Genomic DNA, 23,971 nt, shown 5'->3' with positions numbered 1-23,971 from the left:
GTGAATAACCTAAAAATGAACCGCAATCTGCTTAAGCAGGTGAATGAGACTTCGGCAGGACAATTCCCTTTTGCCACTATTTTAAGTTGTATCGACAGCAGGACCTCGGCGGAGTTGATTTTCGACCAGGGGCTGGGTGATATTTTCAGTATTCGTGTAGCGGGAAATATTGTAAACGAAGATATACTCGGGAGCATGGAATTTGCTACCAAAGTGGCCGGTTCTAAAGTCATTTTAGTGTTAGGTCACACCCAATGCGGCGCTATCAGCAGTGCCTGCGATAAATTTGAAATGGGAAACCTCACAACACTGCTCAATAAAATTCAACCCGCCATCTATTCCGAAAAAACCACCAAAGAAAACCGCAACTCCGGAAATCCTGAATTTTTAAATCACGTTACACATAACAATGTTCAACTGAACATCGAAAAAATCAGAAGAGAAAGCACCATTATTGCAGAACTGGAAGAAAGCGGAAAAATAAAACTGATCGGTGGAATTTATAATGTTACGACAGGGATCGTGGAATTTTTTTCCTGATGACCTTCATCGCTGAAGCTCCATCACAAAATCATTCATCAGATAACCTTCTCCGATATCGAAGTCGGCCACTTCTGCAATGGTAAATCCGAGTTTAAAATAGAAATTAATGGATTTATAATTCTGACGATTCACTGTTAATCGCACTTTTTTTACGCCGGGATACATGGCCATTAATTGGGAAAAAACAGCAGCCCCCATTCCCCTGCCCTGCACATTCGCATCCAAATAAAATTTATGCAGAAATAATTCATGCTCCACTTTTTCAGAAACGGAAATAAAACCCACTGAAGCGGTATCCGATTCGATAATACGGAAAACCTGACCCTCCCCCATTTGACGGATAAGGGCTTCTGCACTGTACATCTTGTTAAGCATATACTCCACCTGTTCCATTCCAATGATCGGCGGGTAATGAATCTTCCAAATCCGGTCGGCCATTGCTGCTATCAAAGCAATATCCTGTTCACCGGCTGTTCGCAGTTGTAGCTCCATGGCGTAAAAATAGGCAGAAGAAAAGGATAATGAACAATTATCATTTGAATTCTATGGTCCGAATGGAAAACAGTTTAAAATTCCACCGGGATAAACTAAATTTTGACTTAAAAAGCTGATTTCACCTTCTTGAATTAGCAACTAAATCTCCTATCTTTAGCTTATGTGCTATTACAAATCCAACGCCCAGCAAGTAGAGGAAATCGAAAGCCGCTATAAAGCGAAATTTAAGGACCCTACATTACACAAAGCCAGATTCCGGGAGAATGGTTTTCAATTCCCGAAATGCGCGCTTATTCTGCAGGAAAACCCGCAAATCATCGATCATTATCGCTGGGGACTTATCCCTTCATGGATTCGTTCGGCGGAGGAGGCGAAGGAAATACGTCTAAAAACCCTGAACGCCCGGGCAGAAAGTATATTTGAAAAACCATCCTTTCGCCAATCCATACAAAGCAAACGTTGTCTGGTCGTATCAACCGGATATTTCGAATGGCAGCACGAGGGAAAGAAAAAAATTCCGCATTACATTTCACTTAATGATGCGCCTTTGTTCTCCATGGGAGGGATATATGAATCGTGGATCAATCCTGCCAACGGGGAAAAAATCAACAGTTTCTCCATCATCACCACCGTGGCGAATCCGATGACGGCAAAAATCCATAACAGCAAAGAGAGAATGCCTTTGATTCTTGAAAAAGAGGATGAGGAAAAATGGCTGGACCCAAAACTGGCATTGGAAGAACTTGAAAAATTAATGCGTCCCTTTCCCGAGCAGCAAATGCAAGCCTGGAAAATTTCTGAACAACAGTTTAAAGAGGATAACGATCAAAATCCAAAACTCATTGAAGAATGGATCGATCCGAATTCGTTTCAGGGCTCCTTGTTTTAATTATTTCTTATCGCTCTCCTTAAACTGACGCTGCAGATAACTGAAGGATTGCGTAACATCGAAATACAATTCGCGCGTTTCTTCTTTTCCTTTTTTCGATTTCTTCTTTTTTCCTTTTACATTTTCGCCTTCACCATCGCCTTGCGCAGGAGGAATAACCGTCATAACATCCACCGTTCCCACCAAAGCCTGCTTCACAAACCTGCATTCCAAATCGGAAATAATATCATATTCATCCGATACGCGAATCACAACAAATGGATTTTCGAGGGAGGTACCTTCACCACTGCTGTAAATAACATTGAGCAGCGAATAATAATTATGCGCATATTTTTTAGCCATCACTTTATCACCCAGCTTGTGATAACACACCAGCATCCGCATTTGAACACGAATATTCACCGGATTTTCCTTTAAGACTTTTTCACCCGCAACAATGGCCTCAGTGAATTTCGCTTCCTTATACAAGTCGTTAAAATTCTTGATTGCATCGGAATCGCCATAGGGGGAATAGTTGGACTGAAACACATTTCCGTAATAGAGATAAAAATATTCCTTTTCGCTAAGTGTTGTATCCAGCGCTATCATTCGCTCCTGAAGTTTTGCATAATAAAATGCAGAACTCGAATCGGCTGTTGTTAGTTTGACTTCATCGTAATCGACATTCGAAATTTTTTGCGACAAAGCCACAAGGGGAAGAAAAAACAGAATAAGAAAGAAAGCGCGCATAACCGTAATTTGAATCAATATAAGAAAAAGAAATCAAATCTCACGATTAACACCGAGACCAAACAATGCAAAATCAAATTTTACGGGATCATTGCCATCGATTTCACGGAGTGATGCCGTTAGTTCTTCTGCTGCTAACCAATCGTTTTGTGTACGATGCAACAAACCAAGTTTTCTTCCAACGGTTGCTGTATGTACATCTAACGGACAAATTAATTCTGCACTCGAAATTGCTTTCCATATTCCGAAATCAACTCCTTTTTTAGGCGACCGAACCATCCAGCGCAAAAACATGTTGATTCGCTTTGCCGCAGATCCGCTAACAGGATCACTGATGTGTTTGGCGCTTCGTTCCAATGGTAAATGCATCCGCATCACCCGGTGAAACAAGGCTATTTTTTCGAATATGCTACCTTCTCCGGAAAAAACTTGTTCCAATCCACCGTCTTCCTTGTACAATTTTCCTAATGCGGAAATCAAAGCCATCGCATCATCACCATTCAGTGTGCGGTGAACAAAACGCGATAAACGAAGGAGGTCTTTTTCACTGTGTGAAGTGACAAATTCATACGGCGAATCATCCATTAATTGCATCAGACGTTCGGCGTTTTTTACAATGGTAATGCGTTGTCCCCATGCAATGGTCGCCGATAAAAATCCTGCGATTTCTATATCTTCTTTTTTTTGATAGCGATGCGGAATAGAGAGCGGATCGGAAGAAATAAACGATGGTTCTTCGTACTGTTCTGCTTTTTCATTCAGAAAATCGAAAAGTAATTCCCGGTTCATCAGGCAAGAAACACTCCGTCTTTAATCACCAGTTTACGATCTGCCATGTTCGCTAATTCTTCATTGTGGGTTACAATGATGAATGTTTGTTTAAACTGATCCCGTAATTCGAAAAATAATTTGTGCAATTCGCGGGCATTGGTCGAATCAAGATTTCCCGATGGTTCATCGGCAAGTATTAATCCGGGCTCATTCATCAAAGCACGCGCAACGGCCACCCGCTGTTGTTCTCCACCGGAAAGCTCTGATGGCTTATGTGTAAGTCGTGATGATAAACCGAGAAATTCCAGTAATTCCTGCGCACTTTTTTGACTCGCCTTCACGTCCTTTTTCCCAATGAAAGCAGGCATACATACATTTTCCAATGCCGTAAACTCCGGTAACAATTGATGAAATTGAAATACAAATCCGATATGTTGATTTCGAAATTGTGCCAGTGCGGCATCGTTTAATTTCGATAAATCGGTACCATTAAAAAAATAGGTCCCCTTATCCGCCCGATCCAAGGTTCCTAAAATATGAAGCAAGGTCGATTTACCCGCACCGGAAGATCCCACAATGGAAATCACTTCCGCTTCACGCACCTCCAGGTCTATTCCTTTCAGAACCTTTAATTCGCCATACGCTTTTTCAATGCCCTTGATCTCGATCATGGGGCCAAAATAGGAAAAAGAACAATATCCTGCTTAATTAAGCAATCGCTGTGGAAATCTATCCTTAGCCGCTTGCCGGTTTAGCGCTTTACTCGCTTATTTTTAATCCATGGATCCATTTTTTGTCATTGCTGTTTTACTGTTTTATTTCCTGCTGCTGGTCGGAATTTCATGGATAACATCCAGAGGGGCCGATGATAATGCCTATTTCCTGGGAAGTAAAAAATCGCCATGGATTGCCGTTGCCTTCGGTATGCTGGGAGATTCCTTGTCGGGTGTCACCTTTATTTCCGTTCCCGGCGCGGTGGAAAAAGGGGATTTCTCCTACTTGCAATTGGTATTCGGTTATTTCGCCGGCTATTTTGTGATTTCCGAAATTCTACTTCCGCTGTATTACAAAATGAATCTTACTTCCATTTACTCGTATCTGGGGGTAAGAATCGGACCCAAAGCCGAAAAAACGGGATCTGTTTTCTTTCTTATCTCACGCTTGCTGGGAGCAGGCGGTCGACTCTATCTCGCTGCGGGTGTCATTCACTATTTTGTTTTGAAGCAATTAAATATTCCATTCAGCATTTCTGTTTCCATCATTATCATTTTAATTCTGGTGTATACACTCAAGGGAGGGATACGCACATTGGTGTGGACCGATGTGCTGCAATCGGGAATTTTATTATTAGCGGTAATCCTTTCCATTTATGCGATTCAGAAAAACATGGAAATTGGATTCGGAGAAATGGTTTCGCGTATTGCAAATGATTCCAATTCAACAACCTTTTTCTGGGACTGGACCCAAAAATCGTTTTTCTTTAAAATGTTCATCGGCGGCATGCTCACTTCCATTGCCATGACGGGATTGGATCAAAACATGATGCAAAAAAATCTCAGCCTCAAAACACTGGGTGAAGCTCAAAAAAATATCCGCAGTTTTAGTTTTGTGATGATGATTGTAAATCTTTTCTTTTTGTCGCTGGGTGTATTAATTTATCAATACTACGCGCAAAGTCACATTCCACTTCCATTAAACGCCACAGGTGATGTAATTCCCGATAAAGTTTTTCCGGAACTCGCTTTAAACCATCTGGGCTCTTTTGCGGGAATTGTATTTATACTCGGGTTAACCGCCGCTACTTTCTCCAGTGCAGATTCCGTACTCACCACCCTCACCACTTCGTTTTATATCGACATTCTGAAAATGGATCAGCAATCGCGGTCAGAACAAGAAAAAAGAAAATGGAGAAACGGAATTCATATTGGTTTTGCCATTGCCTTATTACTGGTTATTCTCATTTTCGAAGCGATGAACAATGATGCCATCATCAATACCATTCTTACGGTTGCTGCCTATACTTATGGTCCTTTACTCGGACTTTTCTTCTTTGGCATACTCAGCAAACGCAAGGCGAACGATTCGCTTGTTCCATATTTTTCACTCGCTGCACCGGTAATTTGTTATATACTCAGCATGTATTCCAAATCCTTTTTCGACGGATATGAATTTGGATATGAATTATTGGGTTTAAACGGATTATTGGTTTACGCAGGACTTCACTTTACCTCTGAAAAAGCATGAAAAAAATTCGCTTTATCGATCTATTTCAAGCGAGCATTTTTGAAATGTTACGCTTCTATTACAGAAAGAAAAACATATTCTCTTTTCTCGTTGGATTTTCCATTATTTCCTTTTTGATTAGTTTTTTTATCCCTTACATCATCGCCATTATCGAGTTTAAATACGTCTATAATTATTACTTCTATTTCCTGGAAGCACCACTACAACCACTGGAGATTCCTGTTATCTTTAATTCATTCTATTTCACATCAGTGGTATTTAGCTGCGGATTTTACATGGTGTTTTATAAAATGCTGTTGCATTCGAAAAATGAGGAAGGTATTTCGCGCGACTATTTTAAAATGATGCTGAAGGAAATCACATTCATTCGTTGTATCGTAGGCGGAATTATCGGTGGAATTTTAATTTTTATCTTTCAAATGTATTTTCCGCCTGAAGAACCGAGTTTGGGTTCAATACTTTATTATCATCCCAATTTCTTTAAAGAAGACGCTCAAATCATTTTGTTTCATCTCGTCCCCTTTTTAATTTTTCATTATACCTATTCCATTAATAAAAGAGAGATTGCATGGAAAGGAATAATATCCGGTTTCCTTTTATTAATCGTTTCCATTGAACTCATGTTTATGGGCCTCACTTATGTAGTAGAACGACTGAATTATTTTTTCTTCAATCTGTTGGATACAAATATTTTATTCATGGTCCCATTTGTATTTGCTGCCGGTCTGGGAATCGTTATTTTATTCCTGCCCATTTCAGCCATCGGTATGATTCACCCTATGGTTTTACAAATGAAAGCAGAAAAAAACATGAATGAAGAGCGGTTCAATGGTGAAGAAAGTGACCCGGAGGTATTATAATACAGGAACCAGAAAATCAATTTTTGTCCCGTTCAACTCCACCTTCAGGGGCGCATATCCTCCAAATTCTCCATCGTACTCAACAGATAGAGAATGAGAAATGGGTTCTACCGAAATGGATTGCGCCAAATGGTAACTGATTTCCGGATGTTCAATTTTAATCCCCTTGCGGATTTTAGGAAGGTATTTCAGATAAAGCCACACACTGACATCACCGAATACAATCACGTTTAATTTACCATCGTCGGGACGCGAATCGGGCGAGATGATGAGTCCGTTTCCGAATGAGATTCCATTGGCAACGGCAACCATCAGAATTTTCTTTTCAATCACTTCTTTTCCATTCAACACAATCCGCGCACGGCTGGTTGAATACGTTAAAAAAGTGCTTAAAATGGAAGTGAAAAATGAAAATCCCACACCCAATCGTTTTTTACTGCGGTTCACTTTTCTGCTCACCACACCGCCAATTCCTGCATCGAGCATGTTTACATAATACATTTTTCGGCTCTCTGTGTTTTCAGCAGTAGAACGAAGTACGGGAATGTCGACCGTCTTACGTTTTTGTTTCCGCAAGGCCTCCATTAATTCCTGCGGTTGATGAAATCCAAAAGCCATGCGCGAAAAATCATTTCCGCTTCCATAAGGCAAAAGCGCTATGCAGGGCACATGGTGAGGATGCGATAAAACGCCATTGATCACTTCATTCAGTGTTCCATCGCCACCAACAGCAATTACATATTCAAATCCTTCATTACAGCTTTGAAAGGCCAGAGAAATAGCGTGACCCGCCTTTTGGGTTTCCTTAACTTCGATGCGTTCTATATGTCCAAACGAGCGAAACTCTTCCAGAAAACGATAAAAGTTTTGCTTATTGCGAATGGTTGATTTTACAATAAAAACAATGCTCATGCCGAGACTGCATTTTTTTGCTTGTGTTTAAGATAAAAAATTCCTGCAATACCCACAAGAATAAAACTTAAGGAAATCAGTTGCGCCTGGGTAACTTCTATGCCCAATAAATGATATTTTTCATTTACACGAATGCTTTCGATGAAGAAACGTTCTACTCCGTTCATGGCGAGGTAGGACATAAACAATACACCGGGAATGGTAATTTTTTTTCGCATGGCCCACAGAATAAAAAAGAAGGCCACACACATTAAGGTTTCATAAAAGGGCGTAGGAAAAACAGGATTGGGTAATACGGTACAATACTGATCGCCATAGAGACAATCCTTTAACGGAACACCTACCATGTTCACGTTATTTGGGTAAGTGTAGGACCACATCCAGTCGGGTAAAAAGGACATCCACCCCGGTTTTGGAGCGGTGTTTTCAATTCCCCAATCTCCATCGCCACTTACGTGACAACCGATTCGTCCAACACCGTAAGCCAGCATTAAAGCAGGAGCTGCTGCATCGTAAAAATGCCATACCGGTAGTTGATGTTTGCGCATGTAAAACGTCATGGCAATCGCTGCGCAGATTAATCCGCCATACATGGTTAAACCGCGAAAAGGATCTTTTAAAAATTCACCAAGCGGTTGCGGATCTTCGAGCCACGCGAATAATTTGGCACCGATGAATCCCCACAACACGGCAAGCGTGATTAATTTTCCAAGATGATCATAACCGTGAACCAGTTCTTCCCGCTGCTCAGGTTTGGGCAATTCAGCTTTTTTTCCATCTGCATAACGCCAATAAGCCATAATCGCTGCACCAATGATCAATCCGATCCAACTTCCTTCTGCAGAAAATAAAAATTTCGGAAAGCGCGAAAAAACATCCTGATGTGTGAATGCATAAATCAATTTAAATCCTAAAAACGCACCCAATAATCCGTTTAATACAATCTCATGCAAGGGAGCAGGAGCACCAACCCAAATCAAGCGCTTAGATACAGGAACAAATCCTTCTTCTTCTTTTCGTTTTAATTCTTTGGCATATAACCAGCCGGCTACCAGAAAGGCCATGGCGACAAAAAAACCGAAACTGTTAACGGCACGCAGAAACGGAATTTCGAATCCGGTGATATCGTAAAAAAAATGGTAAAGTGTAGGATACATCAGGCTAAAATCTTGTTATCGGGAACTACCGCAATCAATTCGGCTTTCATTACTCCATCCCGGTCGGTTTGTGTTAATCGGATATCGGCAAAACGGTTCACCAATTGTTCATCATAAGGGAATTTTACTTTTACATAATTCTCGGTAAAACCATACATCATCCCCTCTTCTTCTTCCGATTCGAAAAGAACACGGGCAATTTTTCCTTCTTGTGTAGAATAAAATGCACGTTTTTTCTTTTCTCCAAGTATGTGCAACATTTTACTGCGTTTATTCCGCACATCCATCGGAACTACATCCGTCATGCGAATTGCGGTGGTATTATCGCGTTCACTGTAGGTGAAAACATGGAAATAAGAGACATCCAGATCGTTTAAAAACTGATAGGTATCCAGAAAATCTTCATCACTTTCGCCGGGAAAACCAACAATCACATCCACACCGATGCAAGCGTCCGGCATCCGTTGTTTAATGGAACGGACACGGTCGGCATAGAGCGAGCGTTCATAACGGCGACGCATCAGTTTTAAAATTTTATCGGATCCGGATTGAAGCGGAACATGAAAATGCGGTGCGAATCGTTTGGAGCTGGAAACAAATTGAATGATTTCGTCACTCAACAGATTGGGTTCGATGGATGAAATACGGTAACGATCTATTCCTTCTACTTCATCAAGGACTTGTACCAAACCATAAAAATTTTCATCTCCGCCGTTTCCAAAATCACCGATATTCACACCGGTGAGCACCACTTCCTTCACATCGGTGGCAGCCACTTCGCGGGCAATTTTTAAGGTATTTTCTATCGTCTCACTGCGTGAAAATCCACGTGCAAGAGGAATAGTACAGAAAGCGCAAAAATAATCGCAACCATCCTGCACTTTTAAAAAACTCCGGGTGCGGTCGCCATAACTGTAAGAGGGTACAAAATGTTTGGTCTGCTTAATTTCAATCGCCTCCACTTTTCCGCGCTCAGCCGCTTTCCCTTCCAGTTTTTCAAGGTGTTCAATCACATTAAATTTTTCATTCGCACCCAGGACCAGATCCACTCCTTCTATCGAAGCAATTTCATCCGGTTTTAATTGCGCATAACAACCGATGATTACAATCTGCGCATTGGAATTTACCTTGAGGGCTTTTTTAACCAATTGCCGGCATTTCTTGTCGGCATTATCGGTAACGGAGCAGGTGTTGATGACGTAAATATCCGGACGATCAAAAAAATCTACACGCGCAAAGCCGGCATCCACAAATTGACGGGCAATGGTGGATGTTTCAGAAAAATTCAATTTGCAGCCCAGCGTGTAAAAACTGACCTTCTTGTACTGATTCATAAGCTGCAAAGGTATAGCATTCGCATCATTTTACACAGGAAAGGCGATAAAAAAAGGGGACCGCTTGGTCCCCTCTCTCTGTAATCTCAAGAACAATTATTCAGCACCTTCTTCAGTAGCTACTTCTTCAACGGCAGCCTCATCCATTACGGGAGCTTCTTCCATTGCACCACCCATGTCCATTTCGCCCATCAGGCTCATAGCAGCTTCCATTCCGCATTCTTCACCAATTTTGGTCACCCCTTCGCGGTCCTTGTTGGCTTCAATCGCATTCTCGTAACCATCTTCCAGTTTTTCTAATGAACAGCTACATACCTGATCCACAAACTTCTTGTAGGTATCAGCATCCATTCCCGGAATACTTTCACCTTCAGCAGCTTTTTTACATTCAGAAGTATAGTTGTCTTTATCCTCTGCAATCCAGGCACCTTTTTTACTTTTTTCTCCGCAAGAGCCAAGTACCAAAGCAACAAGCATGAGAGGCATAATCATTTTTTTCATGTTTCTAGAATTTATGCTTGCAATATAACCAAATTTCTACGTATCGGCAGCTTCGGTTTTTATTTCGACAATCCCCAATTTTTCCCCTTTCGGAATTTTATTTTTAAGCCTCCAGCCTCTATCTTTACCCAAATAATTTTCTGAATGAGATCGATTGGATTTTTTGTCGTGATTTTTTCACTGGTGCTGTTCTCCTGCAACGAACAAAGGGATTCTGCAGAATTAAGTGGTAAAAAAGTATTTCGATATAATGAATCGGCCGGTATTTCCTTCCTGGATCCGGCATTGGCCGTGCGTTTTGAGGATGGTTGGGCAATGAGTCAGTTGTTTAACGGACTGGTAACCCTGGATAAGGATTTGAATGTGGTTCCCGACATTGCTAAGTCCTGGACGGTTTCCGACGATAAGCTCGAATACACCTTCACCCTGCGTAATGATGTTTATTTCCACGATCATCCGGAGTTCCCCAATGGAAAGGGAAGAAAAGTAGTGGCGCAGGATTTTGTCAATAGCTTTTTCCGCATCACCGATCCCGATGTGGCCTCTCCAGGACAATACATTTTTCAGAACCTCGATAAATCGGCCCGCTCATTTGGACTCGGCTTTTACGCTCCCAATGATTCCATTCTTAAAATCGTTCTTGCCAAACCGCAACATGGATTTCTGGAGCAATTATCGCTTTCGTTCTGCTACGTAGTGCCCATTGAAATCGTAGATCACTACGGTGATGATTTTTCGAGAAACCCCGTGGGTACCGGACCCTTTACCTTCAAATCCTGGAAAGAAGATGTAAAACTGGTATTGCTTAAAAACGAAAATTATTTTGAGTTGGATGAAAACGGTAACCGTCTCCCCTACATCGATGCTGTTTCCATTTCCTTCATTCGCGAAAAAGATGTGGAGTTCCGCGAATTCCTGAAAGGAAAGTTTGAATTCATTTCCGGATTGCATCCTTCGTATCAGGATCAGCTCCTCACCAAAGAAGGTGATCTGGAACCGGAATTTTCCGACCGCATGTATCTGCAGCGCCATCCATGGTTAAAGACGGATTACATCGGATTTATGCTCAAAGAAGATCAGCCCGCATTTGCGAATAGTCCCATCAAATACAAACAAGTCCGCAAAGCCATCAACTACGGAATCAACCGCAGAGAAATTATCACCTTCCTGCGAAACGGAATCGGCCAACCTGCCGAAAACGGGTTTGTCCCCATGGGTATGCCCAGCTACAAATACGCATCCATCATTGGCTATACCTATGATCCGGAAAAAGCAAAAGCTCTGCTTTTCGAAGCGGGAATTACCAATCCGAAATCACTTGAACCTGTAAAACTGATCGCCACCAACGAATACAAACAGATCTGCGAATACATCAAGGAGAACATCGAAGATTTAGGATTGCGCTGCGATCTGGAATTGGTTCTTCCCAATGTGCAGAAACAAATGATTGCCGGTTTTCAAACAAACATGTTTAGGAAATCATGGACCGCCGACTATCCGGAAGCCATCAATTTTTATCAGTTGTTCTACAGCAAAAACGAATCACCAAAAGGACCCAATTACACGCATTTCCGGAATGGTCCCTACGATGTAAATTTCGAATTATCACTCACCGAAACCGACGAAATGAAACGCTATGAGCTTTATACCAAAATGGAAGAGATTCTATTGGAAGAAGCTCCTGTTATTCCATTGTATTACGATGAAGTCGTTCGCTTTGTGCACAACTACGTTGAAGGATTATCGGTAAATGCCATGAATCGTCTCGAATTAAAGCGGGTTAAAATCAATAAATAAAAATGTCGGCCAATCGTTTCGGACATATTTTTTCTCTTACCTCCTTTGGCGAATCACACGGTGAAGCCATTGGCGGAATCATTGAGGGTTGTCCGGCAGGATTGATTATCGACACGGATTTTATTCAGCAGGAACTGGACCGTCGTAAACCGGGACAATCCTCCATAAGTACCCAGCGAAAAGAAAGCGATTCGGTAAAATTTTTATCGGGTATTTTCGAAGGAAAAAGTACAGGAACACCAATTGGATTTATCATTCCCAACGAAGATCACCGCAGTGAAGATTATTCGCATAACAAGGAAGTTTTTCGTCCCTCCCATGCCGATTTCGTTTACCAGGAAAAATTCGGAATACGCGATTACCGTGGTGGTGGAAGATCTTCTGCCAGGGAAACAGCTTGCAGAGTAGTGGCCGGTGCCATCGCAAAATTAATCTTGCAACAAGAGCAAATCCAAATTGATGCTTATGTGAGTTCCGTCGGTAACCTTGAACTTAAAGTTCCTTATACCGGTGTGGATTTAACACTCAAAGAAAATAACGCAGTGCGTTGTCCTGATCCATCCATGGCAGCGCAAATGATCGAACTCATTGAAGAAACCCGTAAGGCCGGTGATTCGCTGGGAGGAATCATCACCTGTGTGATACGTGGTGTACCTGCCGGCTGGGGCGAACCGGTATTCGATAAATTACATGCTGATCTGGGAAAAGGAATGCTCGCGATTAATGCGGTAAAAGGATTCGAATACGGCTCCGGATTTGAGGGAACGCGGATGAAAGGTTCTGAACATAACGACAGCTTTCGTGTACAGGATAAAAAAATAACCACCTCCACTAATTTTTCCGGTGGCATACAAGGTGGTATCTCGAATGGAAGCGATATTTATTTCCGTGTTGCATTTAAACCCGTAGCCACCATCATGAAGGATCAGCAAACGGTGGATGCAAATGGAAATGAAACCCATATTTCAGGGAAAGGTCGCCACGATCCTTGCGTGGTTCCCCGTGCAGTACCTATTGTAGAAGCAATGGCAGCAATGGTACTTGCAGATCATTATTTACGTTCTAAAACCAATCGAATCTGATGCGCAATAAAGGATTATTTACATTGATGTACACCGGCATCATTGCCATGATTGTTCTCTTCTGGAAATACAGCGATATCGCTTCGGAGGGACTCATCATGGGGATTCGTCTGGCACTGATTTCCGTTTTAGGCGTGCTCACTTTCCGAAGAAAATCACTCACCATGTGGATTATGTTTTCGATGGTGGCAGGTATTGAAGTAGGTGTTGATATTCCGGATCAGGCGGTGGAACTGGACCGACTGAGCAAAATTTTTCTCAATCTGATTAAAACTGTAATCGCGCCTTTATTACTCTCCACACTTGTTGTGGGAATTGCAGGACATTCCAACATGAAGCAGGTTGGACGAATGGGTTTAAAATCGCTTTTGTATTTTGAATTGGTAACCACGGTAGCATTGTTCATCGGATTGGGTGCTATTAATCTTACCAATGCAGGAAAAGGATTAGATCCTGAAGTTACGGCCAGCATTGCGAGCAAGACTTCGGCGAAAGCAGAAAAATTATTGAGTCAGAATGTCGACCACGACGTCATCGTCGATATTTTCCCACAGAACATTGCGAAATCGATTGCGGAAAATCAGGTTTTGCAAATTGTGGTTTTTGCCATCCTCTTTGCCATTGCATTGTTTATGGTGAAAGATGAAGGCAAGAAAAATACCATGCTTCATTTCATGGAGAGCCTCAGTGAAGTGATGTTCAAATTCACCCATATTGTGATGTATGTTGCACCTTTCGCCGTATTCGGTGCATTGGCCTCTACCGTGGGAAAATCGGGAATTGAAGTTTTGGGTGTGCTCATTAATTTGGTCCTCACCCTCTATGGTGCATTACTTGTTTTTGTCGGCGGAGTTTTAGTCCCCGTAATGGTCTTTTTTAAAGTCCCCGTAAAAGCCTTTTTCAAAGCGGTATGGGAACCCGTATCCATTGCATTTGCTACCTCCACTTCCGAAGCTGCATTACCGAAAGCGATGGAGAACATGGAAAAATTTGGCGTTAGCCGCAAGGTTGTCGCCTTTGTTTTACCCACCGGTTACTCCTTTAATCTCGATGGTACAACCTTGTATTTATCCTTGGCATCGGTGTTTGTGGCGCAGTTATCGGGACTCGACATGTCATTCGGTGAACAAGTGTACATGTGTCTAATTCTGATGCTCACTTCCAAAGGTGTTGCCGGTGTAAGGGGAGCTTCCTTTATAATTTTAGTGAGTACCGTTCAAAGTCTCGGAATAGATCCGCAAAAAGCCTTTATCATATTAGCTGTAGATGCATTAATGGACATGGCCCGCACTGCCGTGAATGTGATTGGAAATTGTCTCGCAGCGGTAGTGATTGCACGCTCCGAAGGCGAGTTTCATCCGGTTGACACGCATCCGACTAATTCCTAATTTTAATTTTTAAACGAACCAAAACCACGAATATGTTCTTCAAAAAGAAAACCACTGATCCGAATGCACCCAAGGTGAAAAAACCTTTATGGAAAAGAATTTTAAAATGGAGCGGAATTACATTTCTGCTGCTCTTTGTATTCGTACTGATTGCACCTTTCCTGTTCCGCGATAAAATTTTCGCACTCATCAAAGAACAAATCAACAACAACCTGCATGGTAAATTTGAATGTGAAGATTATAGTTTAACACTGATCTCCACCTTTCCGAATTTCACTATGGAATTGAAAAAAGTTTCGCTCACCGGTGAAAAAGAATTCGAAGGCGTAAAACTAATCGATGCTGAAACGATTATTGTGAGTGTAGATTTGTATTCGGTATTATGGGGCGATCAAATCGACATTCGCGAGGTTGGACTGAAGAACACCGACCTGAATGTGATTGTGCTCGAAAACGGAAAAGCCAATTACGACATAGCCAAATCCGACTCCACGAAAGTGGCAGAAGGAGTGGACACCTCAGAAACTAAATTTGCGCTGAAGGTTCGCAGCTATTATTTAGAAAACACAAACATCACTTACGACGACCGCGCCGGCGATATGTATGCACGCATCGTGAATTTAAATCACCACGGTGAAGGCGACTTTACACAAGATGAATTCGATTTTAAAACGACCACTACGGCAGATACGCTCGACTTCATTTACGGTGGCGTTCCTTATATGAAAAACACGAAAGTGGATTCGAAATTCGATTTTGCGATGGACATGAAAAACAGCAAGTACACTTTCATGCCGGATGATTATGTAAAATTGAATGAACTCGAATTAGGTTTCGACGGATTTGTTGCGATGCCATCGAGTGATATTGATATGGACATCAATTTTGCAACCGTTAAAACTGAATTTAAAAACATTTACTCTTTGGTTCCTGCTATTTACACGGCCGATTACAACAGCATTAAATTCGGAGGTAAAGCAGAGGTAAAAGGAAAATTATCGGGTGTATACAGCGAAAAATCTATGCCTGGCTTTAATGTGGATCTTTTAGTAGAAAACGGAAGTTTCCAATATCCCGGATTACCAAAATCGGCTACCGGCATTTATGTAAAAGGAAATGTCAACTCCAAAGGAGATCCTTCGATGGATGATATCGTTGTAGATATTCCAACTTTAAAATCGAACCTCGGCGGAAATCAACTGGAAGCATTTTTACATCTGGCACATCCAATGACAGATCCTGCAATTAAAGCGGGATTAAAAGCGAATTTCAATTTAGCCACTTTAAAAGATGTTGTTCCTGTTTCGAGCGGAACGGTATTAACCGGATTAATTGATTCGGATGTACAAATCGACGGCAGGATGTCGAGCATTGACAAAGGTGAATATGAAAAATTCAAAGCCGAAGGAAGTATCGTAGCGAAAGAATTGGTGTATAACGATACCTCGATGGGATATCCGACCAACATTAAAATCATGGATTTCCGATTTAATCCGCAATACCTCGAACTGGCTTCCTTTGATGCTACTGTAGATAAAACGCAATTGCTGGCGAATGGAAAAATTGATAATTACCTCGCTTATTTCCTCAAAGGTGAAACATTAAAAGGAACCTTTAACGTGAGCTCACCGGAATTGGATTTTGGAAGTTTAATGGGAAGCAGCGAAGAAACCGTTGCCGCACAACCTGCTCCAGCTGCCGATCCTGTTCCCGCAACAGCAACGTCAGAATCCTATGTATTTGAAGTTCCGAAAAACATCGACTTCGTGTTATCATCGAATTTCGGAAAAGTACGCTATCCGAATTATGCCGGAAAACCGGAAATTGTTTTGGATAATGTAGGCGGAAATATCATCATGCGCGAAGGGGTGATGTCGCTCGACAAATTGCACCTGAACACCCTCGAAGGAAGTGTAATGATGAATGGTGTTTACGACTCGAGAAATCCGCTTGAACCATTGGTAGATTTCGATTTTGATATTTCAAACATGGATATTAAAAAAGCATCCGAAACATTTAATACCATCGAAAAACTTGCACCGATTGCGTCGAAATGTACCGGTAAGTTTTCTACCAAAATGAAATTCAACACCCACCTGAATAACAAAATGGAACCTCTGTACAATACCATGAACGGTAATGGAACACTGAGTACAAAATCCATTTACATCGAAGGATTTGCACCATTGAATAAACTGGCGGAAAAATTGAAAATCAGCAAACTTTCGAAACAAAACATTCAGGATGTAAATCTGAATTACACCTTTAAAGACGGACGCGTGTTTGTTGATCCGTACGACATAAAAGTGAACAACTACAAAACCACCATTGCAGGAAGCACCGGTTTCGATCAAACGCTCGATTACAAAATGGACATGGCTATTCCGCGTAGTGAATTTGGTGCAGCTGCCAATGAAACCCTTAACGGATTAATGGCAAAAGCGAATGCAAAAGCAGGAACCACCATTGAGGTTGGCGACATCGTAAACGTTCGCGCCACCATCACCGGAACGGTGACTGATCCGAAAATTGAAACCGATCTTAAATCACAAACTCAGGATTTGAAAAACGAAATCAAAGAGCAAGTGAAAGAGAAAGTAGAAGAGAAGATTGAGGAAGTGAAAGAAGACGTGAAAGCCAAAGCAAGCGCCGAAGCTGAAAAAATCATGAAAGATGCAGAAGCAAAAGCAGCGCAAATTCGTGCTGAAGCTAAAAAGGCCGCAGATAAAGTTCGTGAGGAATCGAAAACCGCCGGCGAAAAATTGGTAGCCGAAGCAGGAAATAATCCTCTGAAAAAAGCTGCTGCCGAAAAAACTGCTCAAAAAATGAATAAAGAGGCGGAGGATAAAGCACAAAAACTGGAGAAGGAAGCCGATGAAAAAGCCCAAAAGGTATTGGATGAAGCACGTGCCCAGGCCGATAAACTGAAATAAAACAATTTGCACTACGAAAGGCAGGTCCCCCCCGGATCTGCCTTTTTTTATTGCCTAAACCGAAAATGGAATGAAATTTGAATTATTCGTCCGTAACTTCTTTCATTTTGAAACATTATAGAAAAAATACCGTAATCGGCGGTGGAGAATTAAGGAGGAGATCAATGAAAAATACCATTTTAACCATTACTGCATTGTTCATGGTGTTGAGCGCAGTGGCTCAGGACGATGAGGACTGCGGAGTTATCAGCGACAAAAAAGTAAAGAAACTCGTTGAAAAAGCCAACGATACCAAAGTTGAACCGAAGGACCGTAAACAAGCTTTAATCGACGCTCTGGCCATCGATGAGAATTGTGCCACCTGTTTGTACCAACTCGGCGTAAAAGCCTTTAAAAAAGCGCATGCGGATGGAACAGATTATAAATATGCCGACGATTATTTCCGTCGACTTATTGCGGCTTGTCCGAAATACCATTCCGATCCCTATTATTACCTTGGTGTTATCGCCTACTCGCGCGAAGATTATGAAAATGCCTTGAGCTGGTTCAATCAGTTTCTGGAATTTAAAATCACCGACGATGCACAAATGGCATTGGATCATCCCGAGAAAAAAAGAGATGTAAAAGAGATTCTGCCCGAGATTGAATTTTATTCCACCTTCTTTAAAAATCCTGTCCCCTTTGCTCCCGCTATTGTGGAAAACGTGAGCACCGAAGCGGATGAATATTTACCCATGATCTCGCCCGATAACGAATTATTGTTTTTTACACGGAAGGCAGACCGAAAAGCATTGGGCGATTTAACAAGTCGCGTAGTTGAAGAATTCACCTTATCGCAACGTCCCGACTTAAATTCCCCCTTCGATGCAGGGACCAAACTCCCGGCACCGTTTAACATCTATGGTGATAATTTCGGTGGAGCAACGATATCGGTCGACAACAAAGAAATGATCATTTGCGCCTGCAGAAAAGACAACAAACGAATTCCCGATTACAACAATTGCGATTTGTATTCTTCCAAATACGAACGCATCAAAAACATGAATACCGGCAAGTACGAATACAAATGGTCGGCTCTCGAAAATTTAGGCTCAGGAATTAATACGCCGAATGGATGGGAAGCTCAACCATCCCTTTCTGCCGATGGAAAAACACTTTATTTCGCCGTTGTACGCGATATTCCCGGTCAGGAAATGAATACTGATATCTGGTATTCCAATCGCGGAGAAGATGGGAAATGGGGACCTGCCCGTCCTTTGCAGGCCATCAACACCGAGGGCAATGAAAAAGCACCTTTCATGCACAGCGATTCCAAAACCTTATATTTCGCAGCACAGGTGAATGAAAATTATTGGGGTGCCGGCGGATACGATATCTACTTTACAAAACAAAAAGAAGATGGAAGCTGGACCAAACCACAAAACATCGGATACCCGATTAATTCTTCAGAAGATGAACATGGATTAATGGTGAGCACTGATGGTAAACTGGCATATTATGCATCTTCCAAATTAAAAAATGCGAAGGGTCTCGACATCTACCGTTTTGAATTACCCGAAAAAGCGCGTCCCGAAAAAGTAATATTGGTAAAAGGACAAGTCATTGATGAAAACGGAGCTCCCGTTACCGATGCTAAACTGGAAATCACCTACACCAATTCCAATAAAAAAGAAGAAATAAAAGTTGATCCCGACGATGCAAAATACGTTGCGGTTATCAATGTAGAAAAAGGAAATGATGCCGTTATTACCGTTAAAACGGAAGACCGCACCTTCGATTCGAAATTAATTGCTTCCAATTCCACATCTCCTGTGATTAAGGCTGCAGATTTAAAAGCGGAAAAAATAGAAGTAGGAAAAGCCTACACGATGAAGGACATTCTTTTCGCAACGAATTCGTATGAATTAAGTGCTGCCACCAAATTTGTGATCGATCAGTTCATCGTTTTCCTCAAGGAGAATCCGAATATTAAAATAGCCATTCATGGTCACACCGACGACCGCGGTAATCCAAATGAAAACCTGACGCTTTCCGATAATCGTGCGAAAGCGGTAATGGCCTACATCATTTCAAAAGGAATTTCTCAGGAACGGATTACAGCGCAGGGATTTGGACAAACCAAACCGAAAGTCCCCAACACCAGCGATGCCAACCGTGCATTAAACCGTAGAACAGAATTTGTGATTACTGCGAAATAAAAAATAGTTCCTGTTAGAAATACTTCACCCCCAGGGCAACGCCAATCAGAATAAACAGCCAATAGCGAAGTGGACGAATAGCTATCATTTCAAATCGCATATGGGTGTAGTACACTTTTTCTTTATTGGGAATTTCAACTACATCGTACAAATGCGGAGCCAGCATATCGTTGAGTTGTTCTGATTGAACTTTTATATAATCGGCCTTGGTGGCTGCTGCTACTTTTTCCAAATCAAAATTAGTGCGATCGCCAAATTGGAAAGTCGAAAAGCGAATCTGATGATCGTGATAATTTTGAAGAATGCGTTTGTTGGTCGGCACATTCACTTCAAAAATTCCATCGGTAAATAACATGATGCTTGTCCCTTCTGCCTTTTCCGATTTTTGAAGATAGTTATAGGCAAATTCAATGGAGTTAGCCACATTGGTGTAGCCTCCATGTTTCAACGAATCAATGGATGCATTTAGTCCCGCAGCTTGCGGAGAAGAAAACGGAACAATCAATTTAGGTTCTCCCGAAAAACTTACCATGGCCACTTCTGCTTCTGCCGGCAATTCGCGAATGCTATTTTTTAAGGCCTGCTTCACTGAATCTAAATTTCCGCCGGCATGCATGGAGCCGGAAACATCCACCAAAAACAAATAACGGTTACTCTTCGCTACGTTTTTTGTTTTACCACTGAGGCAGGGACGATCCGTACTATCCGGTAATTCGCTTACGGAAACATCATCGAGATAGTAATACGCTAATTTTTTCACTTTCGAAAAATGAAATCGTTTGGGACGATGCTCGCCGATGGATTTTAATTTTATGCGATCCTTATGAGAAAAACTCCCAAACACAATGTAACGCTCTCCCCCATTGGCAGGATACACCGCTTTCACTTCTACCCAACCATCTTTTGCAGTCACAATACTATCAGCAGGCATCACATAAGCAGGTTTCACTTTTATCAATGTCGTTTGCTGCAATCCTACCGGTTCAGGCGAAAAATAAAATCCGATGGAATCCATGGCAAACTTCGAACTACCGTCGAGCGCGATATGAAAAGTGACGCAGTAATTTTTATTGGCTTCGAGTGGACGAACCAATTTTCCCATTGGGTATTCCTTATAATCGATACGGGTATATTTATTTTTCGCACCACAAATAAAACCAATACGACCTTGTCCGCGATGCGCTACCACCGTTGGCGATCCCATCATGGTCGATTCATGCGAATTAAAATAATCGGCCGTTGCTTCGGTTGCCGTAAACCAATCCGGAGCTAGTGGCGTATTCACTTTCAGTTTAGTATTCCAATGATGCGTTGGCGGAGTGGGAACAGTTTCTTCCATACCCGGATTGATCACCAGATTTTCCTGCGAAAACAGCGACACCGTCAAGTGCATTAATCCGAATAATAAAATTGTCCTTAAAGCCATCGTACAACAATAATAGGCGTAAGAATCAAGGTAAACAAAAAAGCGGGAGTAACGTAAAATTTCCCTTTCCCATAATTCACTTCTTCGCGATCCTTCATTTCATTCTGAACAATACCAGCAATTTCCCTGCCATATTCGGAATCATCAGATAACAAGTAATAACCACCATTTCGCTCTGCCGTTTTCCGCAACGATTTATTGTTTTTCGATCCGATCTGTAGCACCGAAAAAGAGATATTTCTATGCTTGTAATAACGTTCAATCGTATCCTTAAATGCTCCAAGCGAGAACTGACCATCCGTAATCAACACCACCGAAGTATTTTCCGGATGCTGTGAAATTTCGCTATAGATTTTTTTTAATCCCTGCTGCACCGCCGTTGCACCCTTTGGGTGATACTGAAGTAATGCTGAATAATCGTACGCTTGAGCGATGGTATCATTCCCCAATGAAAAAACTTCATCATTGAATCCGTACAACTGCAAATGATCTCCTTCAGCGGTATAGGAAATTCCCTGTGCTATTCCTTCGGGTAAATGATTCCATTTTCCTTCTTTATTCATCGACTCAGAAGCATCGATTAAAAAATACCATTGTTGAAATTGACTACTGCTGTTTTTGCAGTTTTCATTTTCCCGGAGTTCAATTACGCTGACATCATCGAGATAATAATAAGCATAACGTGCAGCACGAACACTTTTCTTTTCCGGTTTTTTACCAATGCTACGCATGGAAATCATACGCGTAGTATCAAAAGAACCTAAAGTAATCCACTCCTCTCCCCCTTGCGATAAATACTCTCCGCAAACCCTCACCCACCCTTGCTCGGCCGTCACTGTTTTCCGTTCCTCATAAACAATCTGAGGCTTTTCCGTAAACGCAAAATGATCGTTCCGCAGCAATTGTGTTTTGGAAATATGAGCACCAATGTTCAGCGCAAAATGTTTATCGATGCGATCTTGTGCAATGTAAAATTCAATCCGGTATCGTTTTCCGCTATCCATCGGATGAATAAAGCGTGCTTGCACATATTCTTTATAACTTCCTTTGTCGGCATTCTGCGCAAATGAACCTGCTGCCAGAATAATTCCTACCCGACCTTCACCACTGTGTGCTAAAGCTGCGGGATAACCCAGTAACATCGAACGATGATCCGGTAAAAAATCGGCAGAGGATTGATTTGGAACAATCCAGTCTTTGCAGAGTGGACGACCCGCTTCTCCCATGCCTTCGTATTTTTTACGGGTGGCTATACTGCTGTCTTCAAAAGAAGGATTAGGAATTAAATTTTCTTGTGCCGAAAGCTGATTGCACACCAACATCAAAAGCACAAGTATTCTCATAATGTTCCTGCAATAATAATAGCCAGTAATCCGAATGCACCAATAAAATACAAGGTCTTTTTCGTGCGCGATTCGGCATAAACTAGTCGGTTTCTGAAATGCTCAACCTTATCCAGCGATTCCATCATGGCTTGTTCATGTTCCTTATCCCAAATCTGATAACTGCCTCCAAGATTTTCTACAAGGTTACGGGTTTCCTTGTGAGTGCTTCCTCCTAATTGGATCACACTAAAGGTGGTGTTCTGTTCCGCAAATGCGCGTTTCATGGTCTCGCGGGTTTCCGCACGCAATCCTTTTCTTCCGGCGTGAATCAACACAAAATGCTGCGGTTCCTCCGAACGCTTCATTAATGAAATAAAATCCATTACCGATCCATTGTAATCCGGATCATTCGATGCTTTTATGCTGCTAAACGAAATTTTTTCCTTGGAACTGACCAGACTTATTGCCGAACTATTTCTGAATAAAGTGACACTATCGGAAGATGCAATAAAAAAATTGAGATTGGTTTGTGGCGACAATTTCGGAATGGCAATTTTCCATTGGGAAATCCAGGCGGAAAGGTACTCGGGCGACATCTCCTCTTCTCCTGCATTCAAAATAAAATTGACTGTCTTCGGTTCTTCGGGAAAAACATTTCCGGGCACGGTGGGATCACTTTTTTTTACCGACACATCATCGATGTAATAATAAGCATTGCGATGGGTATGTCCGGATTGAACCTCCGGTTTCAAATTAAAGTTCGATAAAGGAATCATAAAATCCTGTCCGAAACTTCCAATGGTAATGTACTTTTCTCCCCCTTGTGCTTCATACAACCCCATAACACGAACCCAGCCCGCAGAAGTAGTAACCACCGAATCGTTCGATAGCATAATCTGAGGCTGAACATCAAATCCAAATTTATCTTCACGATGTATGCGTTCCTTCGAAAAATACAATCCGATGTTATTCGCAATAAAACCCGAAGTGCGGTCTAAAGCAATATAAAATTCAACCCTGTAATACACTCCAGCTTCCAGGCCATCTTTTAATTCGCCCTGGATATATTCTTTAAAACAACCGCCATAATGCATGGCCATGTTTTTACTTTCCGACATCACCAAACCCATTACTCCTCGTCCACTTCTTCCCACCGCACAGGGAATTTGTTCTGCAGAACTAAATGGCGAATTAAACACATCCGGTGAGGACATATTCGGCGAAACCCAGTGACTGATGATTGTCCTACCCGATGATCCACCCTCCGAACGGTAATGAATCGGTTTATCCGGTAATCCTTCATCAAACGAAGCATTATAAACCAGATTCTGGGCCGGTAAAGCCACACTAAAAAACAATCCTGCTATCGTAATCAATCTTCTCATCT

General features: G+C 41.8%; 20 protein-coding genes. 9 read left to right on the top strand and 11 right to left on the bottom strand.

From position 1 onward, the window contains the following. On the top strand, positions 1–540 hold a 540-nt coding region (locus tag K1X56_09740; GenBank protein MBX7094994.1), incomplete at its 5' end, for a carbonic anhydrase. A gap of 6 nt (positions 541–546) precedes the next feature. Here K1X56_09740 and K1X56_09735 read toward each other — a convergent pair. After that, positions 547–1,035, bottom strand: coding sequence for a GNAT family N-acetyltransferase (locus tag K1X56_09735; protein MBX7094993.1), 489 nt, complete (start codon positions 1,033–1,035; stop codon positions 547–549). Between the two features lie 163 nt (positions 1,036–1,198). On the opposite strand from K1X56_09735, the gene K1X56_09730 reads away from it, so the two are divergent. Continuing rightward, positions 1,199–1,927 (top strand): SOS response-associated peptidase, encoded by a 729-nt coding sequence (locus K1X56_09730; GenBank protein ID MBX7094992.1) that lies wholly within the window; start codon positions 1,199–1,201, stop codon positions 1,925–1,927. Here K1X56_09730 and K1X56_09725 read toward each other — a convergent pair whose 3' ends face one another. Genes K1X56_09725 through K1X56_09715 form a run of 3 tightly spaced genes read right to left on the bottom strand, consistent with a single transcriptional unit; the run spans position 1,928 to position 4,098 of the window. Next, positions 1,928–2,656, bottom strand: a complete 729-nt coding sequence (locus K1X56_09725; protein MBX7094991.1) for a DUF4919 domain-containing protein — start codon at positions 2,654–2,656, stop codon at positions 1,928–1,930. 33 nt (positions 2,657–2,689) lie between these two features. Next, positions 2,690–3,445 (bottom strand): TIGR02757 family protein, encoded by a 756-nt coding sequence (locus K1X56_09720; protein MBX7094990.1) that lies wholly within the window; start codon positions 3,443–3,445, stop codon positions 2,690–2,692. Next, positions 3,445–4,098 carry an ABC transporter ATP-binding protein gene (locus K1X56_09715; protein ID MBX7094989.1) on the bottom strand — a complete coding sequence of 218 codons (654 nt, stop codon included), beginning with the start codon at positions 4,096–4,098 and terminating at the stop codon, positions 3,445–3,447. The genes K1X56_09720 and K1X56_09715 overlap by 1 nt, the downstream gene beginning before the upstream one ends. Positions 4,099–4,207: 109 nt before the next feature. Here K1X56_09715 and K1X56_09710 point away from each other — a divergent pair, with 109 nt between their 5' ends. Both K1X56_09710 and K1X56_09705 read left to right on the top strand, forming a co-directional pair. Continuing rightward, entirely contained in the window at positions 4,208–5,671 is a 1,464-nt protein-coding gene (locus tag K1X56_09710) for a sodium:solute symporter (protein ID MBX7094988.1), read from the top strand. After that, positions 5,668–6,531: a hypothetical protein gene (locus K1X56_09705; GenBank protein MBX7094987.1), complete on the top strand. Its 864-nt coding sequence runs from the start codon at positions 5,668–5,670 to the stop codon at positions 6,529–6,531. The genes K1X56_09710 and K1X56_09705 overlap by 4 nt, the downstream gene beginning before the upstream one ends. Here the strand turns inward: K1X56_09705 and K1X56_09700 are convergent. From K1X56_09700 to K1X56_09685, 4 genes are all read right to left on the bottom strand, one after another. Further along, positions 6,526–7,443, bottom strand: coding sequence for a diacylglycerol kinase family lipid kinase (locus K1X56_09700; protein ID MBX7094986.1), 918 nt, complete (start codon positions 7,441–7,443; stop codon positions 6,526–6,528). The two genes, K1X56_09705 and K1X56_09700, sit on opposite strands and share 6 nt — an antisense overlap. Then, positions 7,440–8,600, bottom strand: coding sequence for a prolipoprotein diacylglyceryl transferase (locus K1X56_09695; GenBank protein MBX7094985.1), 1,161 nt, complete (start codon positions 8,598–8,600; stop codon positions 7,440–7,442). The genes K1X56_09700 and K1X56_09695 overlap by 4 nt, the downstream gene beginning before the upstream one ends. Beyond that, a complete protein-coding gene (mtaB, locus tag K1X56_09690; protein MBX7094984.1) occupies positions 8,600–9,934 on the bottom strand; it encodes a tRNA (N(6)-L-threonylcarbamoyladenosine(37)-C(2))-methylthiotransferase MtaB in 1,335 nt (444 codons plus the stop codon). The genes K1X56_09695 and mtaB overlap by 1 nt, the downstream gene beginning before the upstream one ends. Before the next feature lie 96 nt (positions 9,935–10,030). Beyond that, positions 10,031–10,435 carry a hypothetical protein gene (locus K1X56_09685; GenBank protein MBX7094983.1) on the bottom strand — a complete coding sequence of 135 codons (405 nt, stop codon included), beginning with the start codon at positions 10,433–10,435 and terminating at the stop codon, positions 10,031–10,033. A gap of 144 nt (positions 10,436–10,579) precedes the next feature. Here K1X56_09685 and K1X56_09680 point away from each other — a divergent pair, with 144 nt between their 5' ends. From K1X56_09680 to K1X56_09660, 5 genes are all read left to right on the top strand, one after another. Next, positions 10,580–12,232 (top strand): ABC transporter substrate-binding protein, encoded by a 1,653-nt coding sequence (locus tag K1X56_09680; protein ID MBX7094982.1) that lies wholly within the window; start codon positions 10,580–10,582, stop codon positions 12,230–12,232. Positions 12,233–12,234: 2 nt separating this feature from the next. Then, the gene (gene aroC, locus K1X56_09675) at positions 12,235–13,314 is read left to right on the top strand and encodes a chorismate synthase (GenBank protein MBX7094981.1); all 1,080 of its coding nucleotides are present in this window, start codon (positions 12,235–12,237) and stop codon (positions 13,312–13,314) included. Beyond that, entirely contained in the window at positions 13,314–14,702 is a 1,389-nt protein-coding gene (locus tag K1X56_09670; protein MBX7094980.1) for a cation:dicarboxylase symporter family transporter, read from the top strand. The genes aroC and K1X56_09670 overlap by 1 nt, the downstream gene beginning before the upstream one ends. Before the next feature lie 32 nt (positions 14,703–14,734). After that, complete coding sequence (locus K1X56_09665) at positions 14,735–17,635, top strand: hypothetical protein (protein ID MBX7094979.1); 2,901 nt, start codon at positions 14,735–14,737, stop codon at positions 17,633–17,635. A 107-nt stretch (positions 17,636–17,742) separates the two neighbouring features. Next, on the top strand, positions 17,743–19,833 hold the full coding sequence (locus K1X56_09660) for an OmpA family protein (protein ID MBX7094978.1): 2,091 nt from the start codon (positions 17,743–17,745) through the stop codon (positions 19,831–19,833). Positions 19,834–19,846: 13 nt separating this feature from the next. On the opposite strand, the gene K1X56_09655 is transcribed toward K1X56_09660, so the two are convergent. The 3 genes from K1X56_09655 to K1X56_09645 are packed head-to-tail and all read right to left on the bottom strand — an operon-like array spanning position 19,847 to position 23,969. Beyond that, on the bottom strand, positions 19,847–21,259 hold the full coding sequence (locus K1X56_09655; protein MBX7094977.1) for a VWA domain-containing protein: 1,413 nt from the start codon (positions 21,257–21,259) through the stop codon (positions 19,847–19,849). Continuing rightward, positions 21,250–22,602: a VWA domain-containing protein gene (locus K1X56_09650; GenBank protein ID MBX7094976.1), complete on the bottom strand. Its 1,353-nt coding sequence runs from the start codon at positions 22,600–22,602 to the stop codon at positions 21,250–21,252. Before K1X56_09650 ends, K1X56_09655 begins: the two co-directional genes overlap by 10 nt. Further along, a complete protein-coding gene (locus tag K1X56_09645; protein ID MBX7094975.1) occupies positions 22,599–23,969 on the bottom strand; it encodes a hypothetical protein in 1,371 nt (456 codons plus the stop codon). The genes K1X56_09650 and K1X56_09645 overlap by 4 nt, the downstream gene beginning before the upstream one ends. Between the last annotated feature and the right edge of the window lie 2 nt (positions 23,970–23,971).

The sequence above is a fragment of the Flavobacteriales bacterium genome (genome assembly GCA_019694795.1).
Classification (GTDB): domain Bacteria; phylum Bacteroidota; class Bacteroidia; order Flavobacteriales_D; family UBA2798; genus UBA2798.
This window is presented reverse-complemented; position numbering and strand designations above follow the sequence as displayed.

Coding starts and splice junctions, on each gene's coding strand:
- K1X56_09685 (MBX7094983.1), bottom strand. CDS start 10,435: ATGAAAAAAATGATTATGCCTCTCATGCTTGTTGCTTTGGTACTTGGC.
- K1X56_09725 (MBX7094991.1), bottom strand. CDS start 2,656: ATGCGCGCTTTCTTTCTTATTCTGTTTTTTCTTCCCCTTGTGGCTTTG.
- K1X56_09735 (MBX7094993.1), bottom strand. CDS start 1,035: ATGGAGCTACAACTGCGAACAGCCGGTGAACAGGATATTGCTTTGATA.
- K1X56_09730 (MBX7094992.1), top strand. CDS start 1,199: ATGTGCTATTACAAATCCAACGCCCAGCAAGTAGAGGAAATCGAAAGC.
- K1X56_09665 (MBX7094979.1), top strand. CDS start 14,735: ATGTTCTTCAAAAAGAAAACCACTGATCCGAATGCACCCAAGGTGAAA.
- aroC (MBX7094981.1), top strand. CDS start 12,235: ATGTCGGCCAATCGTTTCGGACATATTTTTTCTCTTACCTCCTTTGGC.
- K1X56_09655 (MBX7094977.1), bottom strand. CDS start 21,259: ATGGCTTTAAGGACAATTTTATTATTCGGATTAATGCACTTGACGGTG.
- mtaB (MBX7094984.1), bottom strand. CDS start 9,934: ATGAATCAGTACAAGAAGGTCAGTTTTTACACGCTGGGCTGCAAATTG.
- K1X56_09695 (MBX7094985.1), bottom strand. CDS start 8,600: ATGTATCCTACACTTTACCATTTTTTTTACGATATCACCGGATTCGAA.
- K1X56_09650 (MBX7094976.1), bottom strand. CDS start 22,602: ATGAGAATACTTGTGCTTTTGATGTTGGTGTGCAATCAGCTTTCGGCA.
- K1X56_09645 (MBX7094975.1), bottom strand. CDS start 23,969: ATGAGAAGATTGATTACGATAGCAGGATTGTTTTTTAGTGTGGCTTTA.
- K1X56_09720 (MBX7094990.1), bottom strand. CDS start 3,445: ATGAACCGGGAATTACTTTTCGATTTTCTGAATGAAAAAGCAGAACAG.
- K1X56_09715 (MBX7094989.1), bottom strand. CDS start 4,098: ATGATCGAGATCAAGGGCATTGAAAAAGCGTATGGCGAATTAAAGGTT.
- K1X56_09680 (MBX7094982.1), top strand. CDS start 10,580: ATGAGATCGATTGGATTTTTTGTCGTGATTTTTTCACTGGTGCTGTTC.
- K1X56_09705 (MBX7094987.1), top strand. CDS start 5,668: ATGAAAAAAATTCGCTTTATCGATCTATTTCAAGCGAGCATTTTTGAA.
- K1X56_09700 (MBX7094986.1), bottom strand. CDS start 7,443: ATGAGCATTGTTTTTATTGTAAAATCAACCATTCGCAATAAGCAAAAC.
- K1X56_09670 (MBX7094980.1), top strand. CDS start 13,314: ATGCGCAATAAAGGATTATTTACATTGATGTACACCGGCATCATTGCC.
- K1X56_09710 (MBX7094988.1), top strand. CDS start 4,208: ATGGATCCATTTTTTGTCATTGCTGTTTTACTGTTTTATTTCCTGCTG.